Raw genomic sequence first — 20,568 nt, 5'->3', positions numbered from 1 at the left:
CTCAGCGGCCCAGTCTTTGTCGAATCGTCAATGTCAGTTGCTCGCCGGTCAGGGCGTCGCAAGCCAGGTATTCGGCGCCCAGCGCCTCGGCCAGTTCGCGGGCGCGGCCCAGGCGGACGAAGTCCTGCTCGGTGTCCAGCACCAGCGTCGGCGTGCCGGCCAGCTGGCCGGCCAGGTCCAGCGCCTGCCGCCACGGGTCGCCGTCTCCGTCCAGCGCCACATTGGCGCGGCCGTCGCTCAGGATGACCAGCAGCGGCGCCGGGCCGCCCAGCTGGCGGGACAGCGTGTCGGCGGCCAGCGCCAGCGCGTGCGCCAGCGGGGTGCGGCCGCCGGCGGGCAGCTCGCGCAGCGCCCGTTCGGCCTGTTCCACTCGGTTGCACGGCGGCAGCAGCAGTTCCGCCTGCTGGCCGCGGAAGGCGATCAGCGCCACCTGATCGCGGCGGCGGTAAGCGTCTTCCAGCAGGCTCAGCACCGTGCCCTTGACCTGTTCCATCCGCTGGCGGGCGGCCATCGATCCTGACGCGTCGACGACCAGCAGGATCAGATTGCCCTGTTTGGCGACGCGGACCTTGTCGTGCAGGTCGGCGCGGGTGACCGCGAAGTTGTTGGGGTCGCGCAGCAGCGCGTGGCGCAGGGTGGCGTCCACCGCCAGCTGGGCCGGCTGCGGATTGGCTTCGGCGCGGACGTAATGGCCGCGCTGACGGCTGGCGCCGTCGCTGCGGCGGCCGGCGGCGTCGCCGGAGGAGGGGGCCTGGACGCGGATGCGGGCAATGTCGCCGGCCGGCGCAGCGGCGAAGATTTGCTCGGCGCCATGGCCGGACGTGTCCGCTTGCTGTTCGCCGTCGCCATCCGGCGGCGGCTGGTCGGCGCCGTTCCGCTCCTGCGGAGGCGGCGGCGGATTCGACGCTTGCCGCGTCATCTGTTCCAGCTTGTCCTGATCCAGCCCGCTCTGTTCGAACGGCTTGCTGCGGCGGCGGTGCGGCAGCACCAGCCGGGCGGCGTCGCGGACATCCTCGGCGGAGGCGTCGACGCGGCCGTCCAGCGCCGCCAGCGCGCGGGCGGCCTTGTTCAGCACGATGTCGGCGCGCAAGCTGCTGACTTCGAATTCGCAGCACAGCTCGCTGACGAAGTGGAACAAGCTATCGCTGAGCCGGGTTTGCGGCAGCAAGGCGCGGGCGGCGGCGATCTTGGCGCGCAGCGCCTCGCTGTCGGCCTGCCACTGCGCGGCGAAGCCGGCCGGATCGGCCTCGAAGGCCAGGCGGCGGCGCACCACCTCGGCGCGCTGAAGAGGCTCGCGCGGCGCGGCCACGTCCACCATCAGGCCGAAGCGGTCCAGCAGCTGCGGCCGCAAATCGCCTTCTTCCTGGTTCATGGTGCCCAGCAGCGTCACCCGCGCCGGGTGGCTGACCGCCAGGCCCTCGCGCTCCACGGTGTTGACGCCCATCGCGGCGGCGTCCAGCAGCACGTCCACCAGGTGGTCGGCCAAGAGGTTGACTTCGTCGATGTAGAGCATGCCGCGGTGGGCTGCGGCCAACAGGCCGGGCTTGAAGGCCTGCTTGCCGCCTTGCAGCGCCTTTTCGAAGTCCAGGCTGCCCAGCACCCGGTCCTCGGTGGCGCCCAGCGGCAGGTTGATGAAGGGCACCGGGCCGTCATGCAGCGCGCGCGCGTCGCCGGAGCACACCGGGCACAGCGGCAGCGGGTGGTCCGGCTCGCAGTTGTAGCCGCAGCCGGCGGCGCGGCGGATGGGCGGCAGCACGGCGGCCAGGCCGCGCGCGGCGGTGCTCTTGGCGCTGCCCTTGTCGCCGCGCACCAGCACACCGCCGACGGTGGGGTCCACCGCGCAGATCAGCAGCGCCTGCTTCAGTTGTTGCTGGCCGACGACGGCGGCGAAGGGGTAAATCGGGCTCATGCTGAAACCCTTATTTGCCACGGAAGCACACGGAAAGACACGGAATTGGGCGCAGCGGGGTGATGTGGATACTTCTGCGCCCATGCTCCGGGAAACGATGGGATTTTTCCGGTTTTCATTTCCCTGCCTTCCAAGTGTTGCCCTGGCTCATTCTGTTTTGGGGGTTCATGCTTTGCTCTCTCCGCGCGCTTCCAGCAGCGCCTCGCTATCCAGGTGCAGCTGGCGCAGGGCGGCCAGCGTCTCCGGGTCCGGCTCCGCCCACAGCTGGCGCTGCGCGGCTTCCAACAGACGGTCGGTGATGGCGTTCAAGGCCCAGGGGTTGCTGTCGGCGAAGAACTGCTGCATCGCCGGGTCCAGCGCGTAGCTTTGCGCCAGTTGCTCATAGACCCAGTCGTCCACCACCTGGGCGGTGGCGTCGTAGCCGAACAGATAATCGACGGTGGCGGTCAGCTCCAGCGCGCCCTTGTAGCCGTGCTTCTGGATGCCGGCTATCCACTTGGGGTTGGCCACCCGCGAACGGAACACGCGCAGCACTTCCTCCTTCAGCCCGCGCACCGCCGGCGCTTCCGGATTGTGGCTGTCGCCGAAGAAGGCGCGCGGCTGGCGGCCGCTGAGGCTGCGTATCGTCGCGATCATGCCGCCGTGGTATTGCAGGTAGTCGTCGCTGTCGAAGATGTCGTGTTCGCGGTTGTCCTGGTTGTGCAGCGCCACTTCCACGCCGGCCAGCCGGTGGCGCAGCGCGTCGCGGGCGTCGGCGCCGTTGGCCTCGCGGCCGTAGGCGTAGCCGCCCCAGTTGACGTAGGCGGTGGCGAAGTCGGCGTCGTTCTGCCAGTTCTGCTCATTGATCAGCGGCAGAATGCCGGCGCCGTAGCTGCCCGGCTTGGCCCCGAACACGCGGTACAGCGCATGCGCGTCGGCGTCGGGCAGGGCGCCCAGCAGCTCGTTTTTCAGATCGGCCAGGTAGTGCTTTCGCAGGAAGTTCTGCTCCAGCGGCTCGTCCAGCCGCGCCACGGTGTGCACCGCCTCGTCGATCAGCGCAATCAGATGCGGGAAGGCGTCGCGGAAGAAGCCGCTGATGCGCACGGTGACGTCGATGCGCGGCCGGCCCAGTTCGGCCAGGGGAATGACTTCCAGGCCCTGCACCCGGCGGCTTTCCTGCTGCCAGCGCGGCTTGACGCCGAGCAGGGACAGGATTTCGGCGATGTCGTCGCCATGGGTGCGCATCGCGCTGGTGCCCCACACGCTGATGGCCACCGACTCCGGGTACTGGCCGGTTTCCTTCAGATGGCGGGCCAGCATCTCGCGCGCCAGGCCGTCGCCTATACGCCAGGCGGCGTTGGAGGGCAGGCTGCGCGGGTCCACCGAGTAGAAATTGCGGCCGGTGGGCAGGATATGGGCCATGCCGCGCGTGGGCGCGCCGCTGGGGCCGGCCGGCACGTAGCCGCCTTCCAGGCCGCGCAAGAGATTGTCTATCTCCTCCGCGGTGCGGGCCAGCTTCAGGCACAGCTCAGCGCAGACGAAGTTCAGCACCCGTTCCAGATCGGCGTTCGGCTCGATGCCGGGCAGCATGGCGGTGACGGCGGCCGGCACGGCGGCGCTGTCGTAGCCGCGCGCGGCCAGCTCGGCGATCAAGCCGCGCGCCAGCTTCAGCACCGCGTCGTGCGCGTCGGCGCGGGTGACTAGCGGCTGATCGGCCAATGTCTGCAAGGCAGCGGGCATCTCAGCTAGACGCTTGCCCTGATCCTGCTGCCACAGCGTCCAGTCGCCGCCGCAGGCCGCCGCCACGCTGGCGGGCAGGCCGGGGATGCCCAGATTGGGCAGCCGGGTCAGCGCCAGCAGCATGTCGACCAGCGCCTCGCCCTGCGGCGCGTTGCCCAGCACATGCAGGCCGTCGCGGATCTGCGCCGCGCCCAGTTCGCACAGATAGCCGTCGATGTCCTCGATCAGGTGGGCGACGTCGACGCCGTCCATCTTGGCCAGGCTCAAGGGCACGCCGTCTTCGTTCAGCGTGTCGTCCCAGTCGTGGTCATGATCGTGGTGGTCGTGGCTGTGGCCGTGATGGTCATGGTGATCATGGTGGCCGCGGTGATGGTCGTGGTCGCCATGATGGTGATGGTGGTGGCCATGATCGTGGCCGTGCGCGGCCTTGGCTGGGCGATACTTCGCCGCCGCGGCCGTCGCCGGTTTCATCGCGGCAGCCGGTTTGGCCGCCTGCGGCCGGTATTTGCCGTGGACGGCGGCGGGCGCGTGATGATGTCCGCCATGCGGGTGCGGGTGATCATGATCGTGGCGAGGCTCGTGATCATGGTCGTGCTCATGCTCGTGATCATGTTTCAGCATCGCCGCCAGGTCGGTGTCGAGCTTGGCTTCCTTGATCAGGTCCCAGATTTGTTGCTGCAGCAGCGGCAGCTTGTTCGGGTCCAGCAGCTCCACCTGGTAGTACTCGTCCACCAACTGGGTCAGCTGCGCCAGCGGGCCGTAGCTGTCGGCGGTGGTCATCGTCGGCGTCAGGTGGTCGATGATCACCGCGTGGCCGCGGCGTTTGGCCTGCGCGCCTTCGCCCGGATCGTTGACGATGAAGGGGTAAAACAGCGGCATGTCGCCCAAGAGCGCATCCGGGAAGCAGTTCTGCGACAGGCCCACGCCCTTGCCCGGCAGCCATTCCAGCGTGCCGTGCTTGCCGACGTGGACGATGGCGTCGGCGCGCCAGTCGTCGCGCAGCCAGCGGTACAGCGCGTAGTAGTGGTGGGTGGGCGGCAGGTCCGGCGTGTGGTAGATGGCGTCCGGGTCCATGCCGTAGCCGCGCGGCGGCTGTAGCGCGACGAAGACATGGCCGTAATCCAGGCCGGAAAACACCAGTTCGTCGCCGTCGACGTAAGCGCCGCCCGGCGGCTGGCCCCAGCGCTGCAGCATCTTGTCGCGCAGGCTGTCAGGCAGCTCGTCGAACCAGGCCTGGTAGCGCTGGGCCGGCACGCGGGCGGCGGCGTTTCGCATCTGCTCGGCGCTCAGGTAGTCCTGATCGTAGGCGCCGCGGTCTATCAGCTCGTGCATCAGCGCGTCGCTGTCCGGCGGCAGCGGGTCCATCTGGTAGCCGCGGCCCTGCATGCCGCGCAGCATCGCGTACAAGGAGGCCGGGGAATCCAGCCCCACCGCATTGCCTATCTGCGAGGCTTTGCTATTGGAGTTGGTGAAGATGAAGGCGATGCGTTTGTCGGCGTTTTCCACATGGCGCAGCCGCGTCAGGCGGGCGGCGATGCCGGCCAGGCGGCGGGCGCGGTCCGGCAGCGGCGCGTATTGTTCGGCCTGGCCGGGCTGGTCCATCATGGCCGGCTGCTTGAAGCTCAGCGGCACGCCGATGATGCGGCCGTCGAATTCCGGCAGCGCCACGTTCATCGCGGTGTCCAGCGGGTTGAAGCCGCGGTCCGAGGCTTCCCATTGCTCGCGCGTCATGCTGCTGGTGATGGCCTGCAGCACCGGCAGGTTCAGCCGGTCCGAAGCCTCCACCGCCCAGCCGGGCTGGGTGGGGCCGTCGTTGTTGATGTCGCCCATCGCGAACGAGGTGGTGTTGATCAGCAAGGACACCTTGGCGCGCGGATCGGCCAGCAGCGCCAGCGCCGCCGGCAGGCCGCCGTCTTGAATCGTGCGCAAGGACGAGGTGAACACCGGCAGCGCGTTGACGCCGCGCTCGGCCAGGCAATCGACCAATAGATCAATGAAGCGGGTGTTGCCGGACAGCCAGTGGGCGCGGTAGAAGCACAGGCCCACGGTGGGCCAGTCCGGGTTGCGGATTTCCAGCCAGTCGGCGAGCGAGCAGGGCGCGCTCAGCTCCGGGTGGTAAACGCCGTGCTCGGGCAGCGGCAGCGGCGGCTGGTAGCCGAAGCCGGTCAGCAGCAGCCTGTCCGCCAGGCAGCGCATCAGCTCGCCCAGATTGGCGCTGCCGCCGGCCTGCAGATAGGCGTGGACGTCCTGCTGCAGCGATACCGGCGCGCTGCACAGCGCTTGCAGCTCCGGGTCCGGCTCGCCGGTGCCGCTGAGCACGATGACCGCGGTCTGCAGCCGGCGCGCGTGGGCCAGCAACCGCTCCAGGCCGGGTATCGCGTCGGCGCGGCCCAGCACGCGCAGCACGATGGCGCGGACCTGGGCCAGCTGGCCGTCCAGCAGCGCTTGCATCGCGGCCTCGTCGGCAATGCCTTGCAGCGAGATGCCGGACACGGAGGGAAAGTCTTCCGGCCAGCGCGCGCGCGACAGCGCGGCGAGATCGGTGCCGGCGTGGCTTAACAGGGCGAGTGCGGCGCTCATGCCTGCGCCTCCGTTTCGATGTCGCCGACGCCGGTTTTATGGAACACCAATTCCTCGACCGGAATGCCGCCTTTCAGATGCTGGCAGACGATGCGTTCGATATCGCTTTCATTCACCTTGCGGTACCAGACTCCGTCCGGATACACCACCATCACAGGGCCTTCCTTGCACACGGCGAAGCAGTGGCTGCGGGTGCGCTTGGCGCGCAGGCCTTCGCAAGCGTCTATGCTGCGGCCCAGGTGCAGGAACATCGCTTCCGAACCCTGGCCGTCCGGCGTGCAGCGCGGGCCGGTGCACATCAGCACGTGTTTGTCGTGGGTTCTCATCGCGCCTCCGGCGTCAGTTGGTCAAAACGCTTCCATTTATAAATGGCGGCGGAGGCAAGCCACGTCAGCAGGAACACGCCGATGACGAAGTAGCCGAAATGAGCCAGATCGTCGTTGAGCGCTGAGATCAGGTCCCAGAAGCCGCCGGTGAGCTGCAGCTTGTCCGCCAGCAGGCCCAGGCCCTCCAGGCCGCCAATGCCGACGGCGACGAGAACGGAAACGAAGGTGATGGTCAGGTTGTACCAGAGCTTGCGCACCGGATTGACGAAGGCCCAGCCGTAGACTTCCACCATCATCATGCTGTCCAGCGTATCCACCAGCGCCATGCCGGTGGCGAACAGCGCCGGGAACACCATGATGTGCCACAGCGCCACGCCGTTGGCGCTTTGCGAGGTGGCGATGGCGAACAAGCCGATCTCGGTGGCGGTGTCGAAACCCAGGCCGAACAAAAAGCCGATGGGCAACATATGCCAGCTCTTGGTCACCATGCGAAACAGCGGCTTGAGCAGGCGCGCGATCAGGCCGCGGTTGTTCAGCAGCAGATTCAGCTGCTCGTCGCAAATGGCTTCGCCGGCGCGGGCGCGGCGGAAAGCGCCCCATACCGCGCGCAAGGAAGACAGATTGATCAGCGCCAGCGTCAGCAGAAAGAAGGCCGACACGCTGGTGCCGATAACGCCGCCTATCTCCTTGAAGCCGGCGACGCGGCTTTGCAGCGCGCTGGCGGCGAACACGATCAGGGCGACGGCGATGACCACCACCGCGGAGTGGCCGGCGGAGAAGAACAGGCCCACCGCCGACGGTCGGCGGCCTTCCTGCATCAGCTTGCGCACGGTGTTGTCGATGGCGGCGATGTGATCGGCGTCCACCGCGTGGCGCAGGCCGAACAGATAGGCGAGCAGGGCGGTGGCGAGTTGGGCCGGATGATCGGCGAAGGCGGCGAAAGCCCAGGCCCAGGCCAATAGATTGGCCAGGATCAGCCCGGCGAGTATCGGCGCGTGCTGCGCCAGACGGCGGCCGGTGGACGGCGCGGTGGATGAATGCATGGTGCCCTCGGAGACGATTTCCGTCGCGCAAACGAGGGCACAGGTCGCCGAGTGTTCATGAGCGGCGCATGTGCGTATCCCCCGGTTCACCCCGCCCGGTTTCTGCTTGCGTCGACACGTATGACGGCCGGTCTCCTGGCTCGCGCGTCGCCGTCCGGCGCCGCCTTCCCGGCCCGTTTAGGGACCAGTGGCTTTAGGCGTGGACTCTGCGCTTACAGTTGCGGGGGCAGCCGCGGTCTTGCACCGCGTTCCCGTTTCACCCTCTGAGGACCTGTTTACGAGCTGCCGCGCGTCTTGGCTGGCGAGCTCGCACACAGGTTTTGGGGGCACCGTCATGATGGGGTCGGATGATACGTGACAAAAACCAGGCTGTGAACAGCTGGCGTTTTGATTTTAATTACAATCGCCGCCAATCCGCCAAGGCCTGTTCCAGCCGCGCCCAGTCCTGTTCGCCGCTAGGCAGGCCAAAGCGCAAGCTGGGCAGGGACTCAAAATAACGGCTCAAGATGCCACGCCCCGCCAGATGGCGATGCAAGGGCAGGCTGGCCTCGCCGGGAACCCACTGGAACAGTTCGCAGCCGCCGGCCGGGGCGAGCCTGTGCCGCTCCAGACAGTCCCGCAGCCGCGCGCTATCGCGCAGCAGCTTGCTCCTCATGGATTGCTGCCACGCGGTATCGCAGAGCGCCAGCGTCACCGCTTCGCGCGCCGGACCCGCCATGGCCCAAGGCCCCAGTTCCTCGGCCAGCGCTTGAAGCAGCGCGGCCTGGGCGAACACGAAACCGGCGCGCGCGCCGGCCAGGCCGAAGAATTTGCCGACCGAGCGCAGCACGATCAGGCCCGGCTTGCCGATATGGGGGAGCATGCTGTCCCGCGGCGACGCATCCAGAAACGCTTCGTCGACCAGCAGCCAGCCGCCGCGTTCCGCCAGCCTTTGCCGCCAGTCTTCCAGCAAAGCCGGTTCAAAACGGTCTCCGGTGGGGTTGTTGGGGTTGCAGATTTGAACCACGTCCAGCTGATCAATATTCGCGGCCAGCCCATTCGGCGTGAACCGTTCCACGCTGTGTCCGCGCCTTTGCCACTGGTAGGGGTGCTCGGCGTAGCACAAGGTCAACATGCCGACGCGGCAGGGCGCTCGCAGCCGCGGCAGCACCTGGATGGCGGGCTGGGAGCCGGCCACCGGCAGCAGTTGCTCGCAACCGTAATATTCCGCCGCCGCCGCTTCCAGCCCGTCGTGGTCCTGCGGCAGCCGCAGCCAGCCGTCGGCGGACAGCGGCGGCACTGGCCAGCCATTGGGATTGACGCCGGTGGACAGGTCCAGCCAATCCCCAGGCGGAATACCGTATTCAGCGGCCGCGCGCAGCAGGCCGCCTCCGTGTTCAAGCATGCATGACTCCAATCAAAACAGCCGACAATAGGGAAAGACCGGCCCACAGCCAGGCGCCGCGGCTGACCAAGCGCACCGCGCGGCCGATGTCCTGATGCGTGGGCGCGGGGCCGCAGCCCAAGGGCGGGCGCTCCTTCCACTGGCCATGGTAGCGCGCGCCGCCGCCAAGGGAGACGCCCAGCGCGCCGGCGCCGGCCGCCATCACGGGGCCGGCGTTGGGACTGTACCAAGTGGGTGCCTGCGTTCTCCAGCAGCGCCAGCCGCTTGCCGCGTGGCCCAGCAGCAGATAGGTGAGGGCGGTCAGCCGCGCCGGGACATAGTTCAACACATCGTCGAGGCGGGCGGCGGCCCAGCCAAAATGCAAATAGCGGGCGTTCTTATAGCCCCACATCGCATCCAGCGTGTTGGACAGCCGGTACAGTACCGCCCCGGGCGCGCCCAGCAGCAGAAACCAGAACAGCGCGGCAAAGACCGCGTCGCAGCCATTTTCCAGCACCGACTCAATGGTGGCGCGGGCGACTCCCGCCTCATCCAGCTCGCTCGTGTCGCGGCTGACGATCCAGCCCACCCGTTCACGGGCCAAGGCGAGATCGCCGTCGGCCAGCGCCTGTCTGACCACCTCCGCATGCTGAGCCAAGCTCCTGGCGCCCACCGCCAAGTAGAGCAGAACAAGCGGGACAATGGCTGACAGCAGCGGCAGCCGGGCCAGCAGCCAGGCCGCCAGCGTCAGAGGCAGGATCAAGAGTGAAACGGAGAGGGCGCCGCGCAGACGCATGCGCCAGCGGGGCTCGGCATCGGGCGAGGAGGGGAAGCCAAAGCGCTCAACGGCCCGGGTCAGCCGACCGAAGCCGACTAGTGGATGCCAGCGCCGCGGCTCCCCCAGCAGGCGGTCCAGCAACAGCGCTAACGGTAGAAACAATGCGGAATTCAACACACAACCTTATATAATGGCCGACCGCCGCTTGGAGGTATCCAATGCGCAAATTTCTAGGGTTTGGGATGGCCGGAATGAATCAAGCCGCCATTCTAAGCCTTGTTCGCCATCTATGTGCAGGGGGAATGCCATGGCCAAGACCATCATGATTCAGGGCGCCACGTCCGATGCCGGCAAGAGCGCGCTGGCCACCGGCTTGTGCCGGCTGTTGGCCCGCCGTGGCGTGAGGGTGGCGCCGTTCAAGCCGCAGAACATGGCGCTGAACAGCGCGGTGACGGTGGACGGCGGCGAGATCGGCCGCTCGCAGGCGGTGCAAGCGCAGGCCTGCGGGCTGGAGCCGCATACCGATATGAATCCGGTGCTATTGAAGCCCAACAGCCATACCGGCTCTCAGGTCATCATCCACGGGCGGGCGATAGGAAATATGGAGGCTCGCGGCTATCACGACTACAAACCGGTGGCGATAAAGGCGGTGCTGGCGTCCCACGCCAGGCTGGCGGGGCAATATCAGTGCATCATCGCCGAGGGCGCCGGCAGCCCGGCCGAGATCAATCTGCGCGACGGCGACATCGCCAATATGGGTTTCGCCGAGGCGGTGGATTGCCCGGTGATCCTGGTGGCCGACATCGAGCGCGGCGGCGTATTCGCCCACCTGGCCGGCACCTTGGCCTTGCTGTCGGAATCCGAGCGCGCCAGGGTGATCGGCCTCGTTATCAACCGCTTCCGCGGCGACCCCAGCCTGCTCAACAGCGGCATCGATTGGCTGGAACAACATACCGGCAAGCCCGTGCTGGGCGTACTGCCGTATTTGCACGATTTGCACCTGGAGGCCGAGGACAGCATGGGCCTGGACAAGCCGGGCGGCGCGAGCGGCGCCGGCGACAAGCTGCGCGTCATCGCCCCGGCCGCGCCGCGCGTCAGCAACCACACCGACTTCGACCCCTTGCGCCTGCATCCGCAAGTGGAATTCACCCTGGTGCGCGCCGGCGCGCCCATCCCGCCGGCCGATTTGATCGTGCTACCCGGCAGCAAGAGCGTGTTGGCGGACCTGGCCTGGCTGCGCGCGCAGGGCTGGGAAGAAGCGATACGCCGCCATCTGCGCTACGGCGGCAAGGTGCTGGGCATTTGCGGCGGCCTGCAGATGCTGGGCCGCAAGCTCCACGATCCAGACGGGTTGGAAGGCGAACCGGGCAGCGGCGACGGACTGGGCTGGCTGGATATGGAAACCACGCTGGCGCCGGAAAAGCGACTGACGCGTGTGTGCGGCCGGCTGACCTTGGACCACGCCGAGGCCACCGGCTACGAAATCCACATGGGAGTCAGCTCCGGCCCGGCGCTGCAGCGGCCGGCGCTGCATTTCAAGGACGGCGGCGCGGACGGCGCGCGCTCGGAAGATGATCAGATCCTGGCCACTTATCTGCACGGCGTCTTCGACGAGCCGGCCGCCTGCCAGGCCATCCTGCGCTGGGCCGGATTGCAAGACCCCGTGGCGCTGGATTACCCGGCGCTGCGAGAAACCAATATCGACAAGCTGGCGGACATGCTGGAACAGTTTTTGGACCTTGGGCCTATCATCAGCGGCTTGCCTAAAGGCGATTGAGTCATTGAAGCCCAGGGGTGGGCTTCAGGCGGGTTCTGGCGGTGCCTTGGTTTATCCTTATGTTCGCATAATGTATATTATGTCAAATCTTGGAAACATACGGCGTAGGGTCCGCAGCCTGCTCCATTGGTTCAATACCCTGTCCTTTTGTACAGGTTAATAAAACGCAACACTTTCCATCGTTGGAGGTTCGAGCAACAACTATCCGCAGCAAAATGAAACGCAAGCTACCTTGGTGTGAGTTCCCGTGCAGCCCTGATGACTTGATCAGGGCTGTTTGTTTTCGTGACGTAACGGAAATTGCCGCAGAGATCGGCGTAGACGTTGACGAGGTCGGCCGCTGGCGATCCGGACACAAGCCGGTCCCGAAGCTTGCCTATCTCTATCTAGCTCACAAAGCATCAACCGTACTAGGCAAGCAATTCGGCCCGTTCTGGGGCTGGAAGCTGGCCAAAGATGGCCAGGCGCTAATCTGCCCGGCCACGGGTGAACGCATCAACTACGAAGAAGTTGCACTAATGCGAGACTATCGCCGGGCCAAGCGCCTTGCAGTACAGCAAGCGGAGCTGATCGAACGGCTCATGATCGAGCGGGACTTCTACCGTGAGAACTGCCACCGGCAGGCCAAGTTCGGCGCGATGCTGAACCGAATTATCGGCCCCGACGACAGCTGCTAACAGGCAATCCCATCAGCATTCCCATTCTCATTCTTGAGAAAAAAGACGCGCTCTGTCAGAGAGACCCAAAAGCCAGCTCTGGCGCGCCTTGCAGCGCCGTTTCGATGCTGCCGCCCTCCTACCGGTTTCTCAAAATGAGAAAAAAGACGGGTATTACCAGTCACCCGTCTAGGCCGCTGCGCGGCCCGAAGGCGGCGCGACGCTACAGGTTGCAACGCCCTACTACGCTCGGCCAAAGCCGAGCTAGTCCCCCTACCCCCTTCCTGGACAAAGAACGTCCAGGCGGGGCCCCTAGGGGCGCGCGAGCGCGGGGCTGACCATAGGTGATCGCTCTACACGGTTTTTACTGTCTGCAAAAGAGCCGGGCGTGGCCTCTCTCTATTTTCGTTACGGTGACGTATAAGACGAGTTTGCAGGTAAGGCTTATTCGTTTAGCATCGCCGTTACCGTAACGTGATGAGAAAAAGCATGACAACAATCGTCATCATCTTCATCGTGATAGCTATCGTAGCTGGAGCGATGAGCGGAGCGAAGAAAAGCAAAGCACAAAAACGCTCATTCAAAGTAGAAGCCAGGAGCGAGGCTACAAGCCCAAGAAAATTCGGTTCAGCCAGGTTCAAGCTCAAGGGGAAAACGCTGCTCACGCAGCGTGAGCAAGAGTGCTTTAACCGACTGACAAAAAGCCTTTCGCCTGAATTCCTCGTTTTTCCTCAAGTGGCCTTTAGCCAGATTATCGACACTGAAGGAGGAAGCAAATTCGACAACGAAGGGCTGCGCAGAACAATGAGCCAGAAGGTAGCTGACTTCGTGATCTGCAAGAGAGACCTCACAATGATCGCGATTATCGAGCTTGATGACAGGTCGCACATTGGGAAAGAAGAGAAGGACAGGCAAAGAGATTCGATCATTAGACAGATAGGACTCATGCCGCTACGGATCCCAAGAACACCCCCACAACGAACACTAGATGAATACGCTAGCGTGCTGAAAAGAATGCACCCTAGGGAGGAAAAAGCACTAGAGCGTGCGTGATAAATTCAAGGAAGTTGTAATAAAAAAGCCCAGGGAGAGCACTTGGGCTTTTTTACGTTCTGGATTTTCGTGAAGTGACTGGCCGGTGCTGAGTCACCGCAACTCAGTCACGATGTGACTTACCTGGTGTGACCCATCCAGGATCCGTCACACCAGGACGGTCACGTGACTACCCGGGGCATTTTCGCGACCGTATAGTCACAGTGACAATCCAGGTAAGAGCCAACCGCGGTTAGTCACAGTGTGACCGAGCTCGAATGAATAACGCCGGCAGAGTCACGCTTCCGCTGCTGGCGCTTACGGCAAGCCGGCGTTGCTAGACGTGCCCTGCCCTCGACTTCTCGGCCACAGCCACATTCGCAAACCTTCACATCATCCGGGTCACGAAGTGACAAAATGCCGGAGGCCATCATCCGAGCCATATCAACAGGCACACCATTGCCAACCGCACGATAGCGAGCACCAAGAGTGAACGCGGGCAAGTCTATTCCATCGCGAAGGCCCTGAAGCTGGCAGAAACGAAGCCAGTCACGCTTACCCAGTTGCGTACCCTCGCTTGCAGTACAACACGGCTCAACGTCAGTACGAACAGGAAGACGCTTCACGGTAAGTACAAGGCCGTCACAGTGGCCGAACTGAAAATGACGCAGTCTGTTTTGCTGCAAACCGCATTCCGATGCGTTGATATCAATGCGCTGGTGACTATAGCCCGGCAGCATCACGTCAGGTACACCGGCAACATTTTCCATCAGCCACCAGAGCGGACGCGCTTCAAGAACAACGCGGCGAAACTCACCCAGCATTTCGAGACCATAGCCGGACGGTTCAGAGCGGCGGGCTTTGCTGAAATCGGGGCACGGCGGACCACCGATGACCCCATCAAAACGGCCAGCGACAACCCTAAATTGCCGAATATCTCCGCCGTATATAAGATCAGGCCCACGCACAACCGAGAAGCCCTCAGCTTCAAATCCACGCCCCAGCAGATCAACACCCGGAAATAGACTCAAGACGAGTTGTGACGGAGCTGCTGGCAAAGATACCTGGTCAGTCACAAAGAAACCTCCAGATCGGAAAGCTCACCACCAGCAGAAAGCCATCGCTGAACCCATACAGGCTTCCGCCCCCTGCCCGTCCAGGTCAACACAGGTTCATCCGGATGAGCGTAGCGCACCTGAAAATTGTTTTTCGTTACGGTAACGGCTTTAGGTGCATCAGGAATTTCCGTTACGGTAACGGGTTTATCCTCGATAGGCTCAATTTCCGTTACGGTAACGGGTTGATGTTCGGGTTGATTTTTCGTTACGGTAACGGGTTCTTTGTAGCGGTTTTCTTCAAACCAAGCCGGCATGGCTTTAGCTTTACCCAATCCAGCCCGATAAAAATGCTCAACAATATGAGCATAAGACAGCTGCGATTGACTATTAGCGTCAGCTTCATATTTCAATTGAAGCATCACCATAACGTCAGCCCAATCTTCAGAAGACAAATCTATATGAACGCGTTGTTTCTGAGCCATTCTAAAGCGACGCTGACGTTCAGCATTAGATAATGCTTTGCCACTAGCGGGACGGCCACGTTTCTTAGCAGCCGGAATCAATTCAAGCGTTGCGCTGTCATTCATGTCTTTAGCCATTTTCGTAACCTCCGTTTAGATAATTCATTATCCGTTATGGTAACGAATAATGGAAGTTATTTAATTGGAATTCTCCAATTCTTTTATTCTCCGTTGCAATTTAACAACTCTTATTTTTAAGACTCGGGTAACTTGATATTTTGAAGGCGGCTTAATTAATCTATCGAAATATTTTTCGATTCGCCTTGAATTAATTAAAATATCAAAAAAGCTTGAGACAACAAGTCCAGACAAAAAAGCAAAGAAAAAAACAATAGTGCAAAGTTTGAAAATGTCATTTGAAGACATGGAGCAATCCTTTAAATGCCGTGTTTTAAATAAAGAACCAGGGAGCAAATTAAACAAAACAAAATAAACCCAACAAGAGAATGTGAATCCATAATTGTATTCCCTATTGTTTCGGATTTGTCGTAACAGATCCAGCTAAAGAGCCGCCACCCTGAATACCTTGTTTTACTCCATTCCCTGCAGCTGAAACCGCAGCACCCATATCTGGCGATGAAACGGCAACTGATTTGACTTGAGGAGGCCGTGGCGAGTCGCAATAGACATAAAAAGGCCTTACCATGCGCGGGTGACTCACGATCGCCAGGCAGTCGTTAACGGCCCGAATCGCGTAGCCGGCATCTGCAAGCTGAATGCCCGTCTGCGTCATAAGCTCAACCCCATCCCTGGACACGCCGAATAGCCACAGCGTTTTGTGAGCATCCGATATGTTCGCTTTGATGTAGACATGCATCCCTTCAAACGGATCTTTCTCCATGTCTGTAGGCTTTTCAGTAACCGCAGGTGCGGACGCAGGGGATGGTGGTTTACTAGGTAAGGGCTTAGATGCTGCCTTTGTTGCTGCAATAGGCTCCTCAGTCTGTTGAGATCCCATCCCCTTGAAAGAAACAAATGCCTTGTAAGCCAAGGGGATAAAAAGCAAAAGTAAAACAAAGCTAGCCAACTTCCACTTACGAAAAGCCGGCGTCAAATCAGAGCCTTCAAACTCGATAACAGCCGAATTACTATGTGTGTGACTCTTGTAAAGCTTGAAGTAGGCAGGAATGTACTTGCGGATATTCGTCTGAATATCGGGGTGAGATGGGCGCTTAAGACCATCGTAAACTTTTCTGATATATGAGTCAGTTTTGCCCCATGCCACCATTTTGCGTACAAAATAAGTTAGCTGGACCATATCGCAGATTTCTTTTGAAATCTTGCCATAGGACTGCGTAATTAATAGCCAGTCATAACCATAATGGCCGTGCATTGAAGCAAGTTCGTTCAGCCACTTAGGCGTTTCGCCCCGCCGCATAATGAAATGCACTTCATCTACAACAAATAAAGGGCCTCGACCTGTAGCGGGGTCTTTCCAGTCATCATGCCAGTGCTCTTGAAGTGAGAAAGCTTTTACATTCGGCTCATCGTCAATCTTGCGAATGAGCTTGCGATAGTCCGAATTGATCGCGCAAAAAGCTTCAATGTCTATCGGCAAGTTCGTTACGACTTTTCTGCCCTGCTCCAGAGCCGGCAAGATGTGGTAAACGGTCGATTCATAAGACTTACCTGAGCGCGGGCCACCCAACATTAGATTGATCATGTTCAGCTGCCTAGGCGCGTAAACGGGATCAACTGCAATACGATGCGAACACCAATTGCGCCAATGATAATTGCCATTGCCTGACCAAGGCCGATCAGACCCATCATATTCACGGTTTCAGGCGGCAAAGCAGTTATATATTTGGTGACATTGAGCGAATCAAAATCAAAACTAAGGCTATTCAAAATCGCAATAGATAAATCCATGAATTGTTCAAAAATCCAAACACCTAGGTCTGTGCCCAACAGCCAAAATGCTGCAAAAGCGGCAACAACAAGCGCTAATAAAAATGCCGATTGTGCCACCAATTTTGCAAGCAGTTGCGAAAAAAACACGCCAAGAAATGCCATATCAGCCTCCAAAAATAATAGAACGCGCAAAGAAGACAGCAGTCAACAAAATGACGGCACGAATAAAAGAATAAACCCAGCATGGGACAGGAATAGCTTGTTCCCCTCCGTTAACCCAACCGTTATTTGTATTGATAGAAAAAGATGGGCACGATCCATTAGATATGGATGGAACAAGAGTTGCCAAAGATTTCATGAATGCAGTTTGCTTGAAAGCGTCTGACTTTTTATCCCAAACGCCCTTGATGCCGCCGGGGTATTTTTGCTGATATAGCTCTGTTATTTTAGGCATGTCCGGATCAGTCCAAACCGGATCAGGCTTCGGCTTTTCAGTAGACGTATTGCTTGATGAAGAAGTAGTGCAAGACCCCGCAACAGTACAAGTGTTCGTTGTCGTCGTTGAAGTCGTGGTTTTCTCTATATTAATATTGCCACCAAGTTTTCCATCACCCTTAGGTGTGTAATCAGTTTGAGTTTCAGTTTTCCACTCGGAAACTGATCCGTCAGGATTTTTGGTAGTTCCTGAGCTAGAAACAGACGATTGACCTTTCACAGAATCCGCAGTTGTTGCAACCGGAGATTCATCATCCAAACTAAGAATTGTGCCTTCTTGCATGAAAGCATTAAACAATTGCTGAGGTTGTGCGTAATAGTATTCTCGCGCAATATTTTCGACGTCCGCGGCTGTAGCTGGGGAGCTTTGAGCATACTTCACCGGAGTTGTCTCACGGCACCAGTAATAGCCAGCAAATTCACCACCACCAACAGGAACATTGTTTTTCCAGAAGCATTTATCAGAATTATATGAAGGTCCACCGCTGCCCATGGTTTGAACACAAACCCAGCCAGGAATATGAACAATATAAGTGCCCTTTTGCCCCCAGGCCAATGAATAAGAGTCACAATCCGAAGCGTTAGATTCATTAACTCCGCTAGCGGGAGCATTCCAACAACCACCAGGCTTCATCTCACATTTAGCCTCTTGCATTAACTCCCAGCCCTTTTGAATGGCATAATCAGCAAGCAAATTCGCAACAACAGCACTTGGGTTAATCCGGCCTCTTTTCAATGCAGCCGCAGCAGCAGAAGCCGCAGCCGCCGCAGGAACGGGAATGTCATCTAAAACTCTAGCCTTAACTAAATTTGACTCTAAATTCATGGCAATCTGAGTAGTGACGCGCGCATTTTTAGCATCATCCAAATGCACCTTCATCACAACATCTGAGAGCCTTTGTGCATCAGCTGTTGATGTGTACTTACGAGTAACAGAGTCGCCATAACGGTAATAGCCTCCAATCTTGTAACTACCAGCCATCGCCATGCAGGCAAACAAAGAAATCAACACACCCAAAGCAAAAAATGTGACATTGCGCATTGTTCGGACAGGCATTTGAAACCTCACATTCTCGTTCTAATACCCAAAATAAACATAGCGCCAGAAATCAAGCCGGCTAGAAAATATGCCAGCTGCCAAAGATCAGCAATCAATGTTTCCATAAAAAAAGGGGGCATTAGCCCCCTCCTCCTTAGATTGATGCCGGGCTAGGCTTTGTTAATGCCGCGCTTCGACAGATCGATGCCCTTGAAAGCAACGCAGATACCAATTACGCCGATGGCCAGCACGCCAGTCACCCACGCCAGAATCGTGGAAAAATCCACGTCCGGAGGAGTGAAAGATACCTTCTCACCTGCGGCGAAAACCGGCGAAGTAGCCACGGCGACAACTGCCACGGAAACGAATTTGCGAACCATGTTGAAATGCTTCATATAACCTCCTATTAAGCTTTACGAATACCAGAAACAACTACCCCGATCGGAAAACCGATCATATATGCCGTAACAGGTAGGAAAAATCCCAACTGAAACGAAGCATTCATAATCGCGTCCATTTCATCCTCTACTTTCGCGAAAATAAAATAATTGCAGCGCGCAAAAAGCAATGCGCCTAACTCCATCCGCTGCCGTCCTCCTCCGTGCGGTGGCAGCGGATGGAGTTAGGGCGGCATATTTATCGTTACCGTGACGCAAAATTGGCTACTCCTGAGGTGCCTGGGCGTGTGTGCGGCACTTCGTACTCCTGGGCTGACTTGAACAAGTGCGCGAGCCTATCGGGGTCTTCAATGAGGCCGTTGGCCACCATCGGGAGCGGAATTTCCTCGTTTGCCGCCACAGCTGCGGCGCGATCTGCACGCTCAGCCTCTGCCAGCGCCTGATCGGACTCCAGGCGTGTTCGCTCGACAAACAAGCGTTCCTGGTGCTGCCAGTACCAGTCAGGGCAAGTGGCCGGCGCCACTTCAACAACCTTGATGACGTGATTGATCTTGTCGAACTTGGCCAGCGGTTCGCTGATGTCGATGCCGTAATCACGCAAGGCTTTTGCGTGACGGTAGAACGTGGCTTGGCTGACCAACTGGCGAACATCCTCGCCGCGTAGGTAACAAGCGGCAGTCATGCGGATTTTTGAGGGCAAGCCCTCGATGTCCAGGCGGGTGATGTCTTGACGGACGCGGGACAAGAGAGGCCGGACTTCGGCGTCAAAGAGGTTAACGATGTTGTCCATCGTGATGTCTCCCAGGAACCGTAGACCTTTGTCGCGCAGCAAGAGACGTCCTGCCTCCATTTCGAGCCGCACAATGCCTTGTTCCCGTGCAAATTGATAAACAGGGTCACACTTGATTTGAGATGTAGAGCGCCCATGCTTGTGACCGGGGGCGAGCATTTCCAAATGCTTGATGTAAGCCTTCAGCATCTTGCGACCGCCCTTGCTGCCCCAGGCGCAGGACTCAGGACTAGCGCGGTTGCGTTTGACGTTGCTGATGGACTGGGTAGAGAGCCAGCGCATAAAGGCTTCGGCGTCCTTCGGACTGCCGGTTTGATAGTTGCGCGTGATGTGAAGGCCGGAAACGGTAGCGCCAGTCCAATGGACAAGGTTGACGCCGTGTTCCAGGTCATACGCTGACGGATTTGCGTTTACCACCTGCTGACCAGGTTCAAAAGGTGGCAAACGGAAACGCGACAGGACTTCATTGCACTTCGCAATGGTCTGATCGAAGTCCAGGTTGAACAGGTTGTCGGGGCGATCCAGGCGGCCCACGTTGCCGGACAAAGTGATGCGGAAACCGTCGCACTTGACGATAACCAGGCTGTCGAAAGAGCCGCGCAGGAACAGCTTTGAAGACTGTCCCCACTCAGGGTTATCAATGAGTTCGCCGGTTTCCATGTCCCTGCCCCACTTCCCGACCACACCCGAATCCACGAGCGGCAAAGTCGGCTCGACTTCCCCGGTCTCGGGGTTAAGTCGACCCGGGTGCAGCTGCGAGATCGAGATGTAGTCGATGAAAGCAGACATATCAGGCGGTGGCCTTGTCTACAGGCTTGAGCAGCACGACGTGGGAAACACCGTTGACGGTCGGCTGCATCTTGCCGTTGAAAATTTCGTGGCTGATGTCCAGTTGCGCGTGGCACGGGTACGTCAGCGACATGAAGGCGGCCTTGGCAGAGTCGGCCACTGGGAGTTCAGCAACCTCGTAGCCAACGCCCAGCTTGTTGAATTTCTCAGACGCTGTGTTCTGAGCCGGGACAAGCACAATCAAGGTGCGCATGTCGAACGGCTTGCCGGACTGCTTGGCAATGCCGTTCATGTGCAGGAAACCGGACAAAATGGCTTTCATGGGTAGGTCCTCAGTTGGTACGGGAAAGGGCCAGACGGACGACTGGCCGAGAAGCGAAGACAAAGCCGGTGCGGCAGACAAAGACAGACGGCTTGGACGTCATCAGGACGTGGCCATGACAG

17 protein-coding genes and 1 riboswitch are annotated in these 20,568 nt (G+C 60.0%); of the genes, 3 read left to right on the top strand and 14 right to left on the bottom strand.

Annotated elements, in window-relative coordinates:
• Position 1: 1 nt before the first annotated feature.
• The 6 genes from ACODRW_RS10980 to cbiB form a co-directional block, all read right to left on the bottom strand.
• Positions 2-1,909 (bottom strand): putative cobaltochelatase, encoded by a 1,908-nt coding sequence (locus tag ACODRW_RS10980; RefSeq protein ID WP_488905745.1) that lies wholly within the window; start codon positions 1,907-1,909, stop codon positions 2-4.
• Between the two features lie 165 nt (positions 1,910-2,074).
• A complete protein-coding gene (locus ACODRW_RS10975) occupies positions 2,075-6,208 on the bottom strand; it encodes a cobaltochelatase subunit CobN (protein WP_488905744.1) in 4,134 nt (1,377 codons plus the stop codon).
• A complete protein-coding gene (locus tag ACODRW_RS10970) occupies positions 6,205-6,534 on the bottom strand; it encodes a (2Fe-2S) ferredoxin domain-containing protein (RefSeq protein ID WP_488905743.1) in 330 nt (109 codons plus the stop codon). Before ACODRW_RS10970 ends, ACODRW_RS10975 begins: the two co-directional genes overlap by 4 nt.
• On the bottom strand, positions 6,531-7,577 hold the full coding sequence (locus ACODRW_RS10965; protein ID WP_488905742.1) for a HoxN/HupN/NixA family nickel/cobalt transporter: 1,047 nt from the start codon (positions 7,575-7,577) through the stop codon (positions 6,531-6,533). The genes ACODRW_RS10970 and ACODRW_RS10965 overlap by 4 nt, the downstream gene beginning before the upstream one ends.
• Positions 7,578-7,685: 108 nt before the next feature.
• A riboswitch (cobalamin riboswitch) is annotated at positions 7,686-7,867 on the bottom strand.
• 107 nt (positions 7,868-7,974) lie between these two features.
• The gene (cobD, locus tag ACODRW_RS10960) at positions 7,975-8,961 is read right to left on the bottom strand and encodes a threonine-phosphate decarboxylase CobD (protein WP_488905741.1); all 987 of its coding nucleotides are present in this window, start codon (positions 8,959-8,961) and stop codon (positions 7,975-7,977) included.
• A complete protein-coding gene (cbiB, locus tag ACODRW_RS10955; protein ID WP_488905740.1) occupies positions 8,954-9,880 on the bottom strand; it encodes an adenosylcobinamide-phosphate synthase CbiB in 927 nt (308 codons plus the stop codon). Before cbiB ends, cobD begins: the two co-directional genes overlap by 8 nt.
• Positions 9,881-10,025: 145 nt before the next feature.
• Between cbiB and ACODRW_RS10950 the strand changes: the two genes are divergently transcribed.
• The 3 genes from ACODRW_RS10950 (at position 10,026) to ACODRW_RS10940 (ending at position 13,204) form a co-directional block, all read left to right on the top strand.
• Positions 10,026-11,495: a cobyric acid synthase gene (locus ACODRW_RS10950; protein WP_488905739.1), complete on the top strand. Its 1,470-nt coding sequence runs from the start codon at positions 10,026-10,028 to the stop codon at positions 11,493-11,495.
• 215 nt (positions 11,496-11,710) lie between these two features.
• The gene (locus ACODRW_RS10945; RefSeq protein WP_488905738.1) at positions 11,711-12,172 is read left to right on the top strand and encodes a hypothetical protein; all 462 of its coding nucleotides are present in this window, start codon (positions 11,711-11,713) and stop codon (positions 12,170-12,172) included.
• 468 nt (positions 12,173-12,640) lie between these two features.
• Positions 12,641-13,204 carry a DUF2726 domain-containing protein gene (locus ACODRW_RS10940; protein WP_488905737.1) on the top strand — a complete coding sequence of 188 codons (564 nt, stop codon included), beginning with the start codon at positions 12,641-12,643 and terminating at the stop codon, positions 13,202-13,204.
• A 236-nt stretch (positions 13,205-13,440) separates the two neighbouring features.
• On the opposite strand, the gene ACODRW_RS10935 is transcribed toward ACODRW_RS10940, so the two are convergent.
• From ACODRW_RS10935 to ACODRW_RS10900, 8 genes are all read right to left on the bottom strand, one after another.
• Positions 13,441-14,259 (bottom strand): DNA cytosine methyltransferase, encoded by an 819-nt coding sequence (locus ACODRW_RS10935; protein ID WP_488905736.1) that lies wholly within the window; start codon positions 14,257-14,259, stop codon positions 13,441-13,443.
• A complete protein-coding gene (locus tag ACODRW_RS10930; RefSeq protein WP_488905735.1) occupies positions 14,256-14,840 on the bottom strand; it encodes an H-NS histone family protein in 585 nt (194 codons plus the stop codon). Before ACODRW_RS10930 ends, ACODRW_RS10935 begins: the two co-directional genes overlap by 4 nt.
• A 391-nt stretch (positions 14,841-15,231) precedes the next feature.
• Complete coding sequence (locus ACODRW_RS10925; protein WP_488905734.1) at positions 15,232-16,425, bottom strand: zonular occludens toxin domain-containing protein; 1,194 nt, start codon at positions 16,423-16,425, stop codon at positions 15,232-15,234.
• Positions 16,426-16,427: 2 nt separating this feature from the next.
• Entirely contained in the window at positions 16,428-16,775 is a 348-nt protein-coding gene (locus tag ACODRW_RS10920; protein WP_488905733.1) for a DUF2523 family protein, read from the bottom strand.
• Between the two features lies 1 nt (position 16,776).
• Positions 16,777-18,165, bottom strand: a complete 1,389-nt coding sequence (locus tag ACODRW_RS10915; protein WP_488905732.1) for a hypothetical protein — start codon at positions 18,163-18,165, stop codon at positions 16,777-16,779.
• Positions 18,166-18,317: 152 nt separating this feature from the next.
• Entirely contained in the window at positions 18,318-18,542 is a 225-nt protein-coding gene (locus ACODRW_RS10910) for a hypothetical protein (RefSeq protein WP_474930992.1), read from the bottom strand.
• Between the two features lie 247 nt (positions 18,543-18,789).
• On the bottom strand, positions 18,790-20,124 hold the full coding sequence (locus ACODRW_RS10905; RefSeq protein WP_488905731.1) for a phage/plasmid replication protein, II/X family: 1,335 nt from the start codon (positions 20,122-20,124) through the stop codon (positions 18,790-18,792).
• A 1-nt stretch (position 20,125) separates the two neighbouring features.
• On the bottom strand, positions 20,126-20,446 hold the full coding sequence (locus tag ACODRW_RS10900; RefSeq protein ID WP_488905730.1) for a hypothetical protein: 321 nt from the start codon (positions 20,444-20,446) through the stop codon (positions 20,126-20,128).
• Positions 20,447-20,568: the final 122 nt, after the last annotated feature.

This window comes from Chromobacterium sp. FG89 (assembly GCF_057808735.1).
Note: the sequence above shows the minus strand (reverse complement) of the source record. Positions and strands in the feature narration are given on the sequence as shown.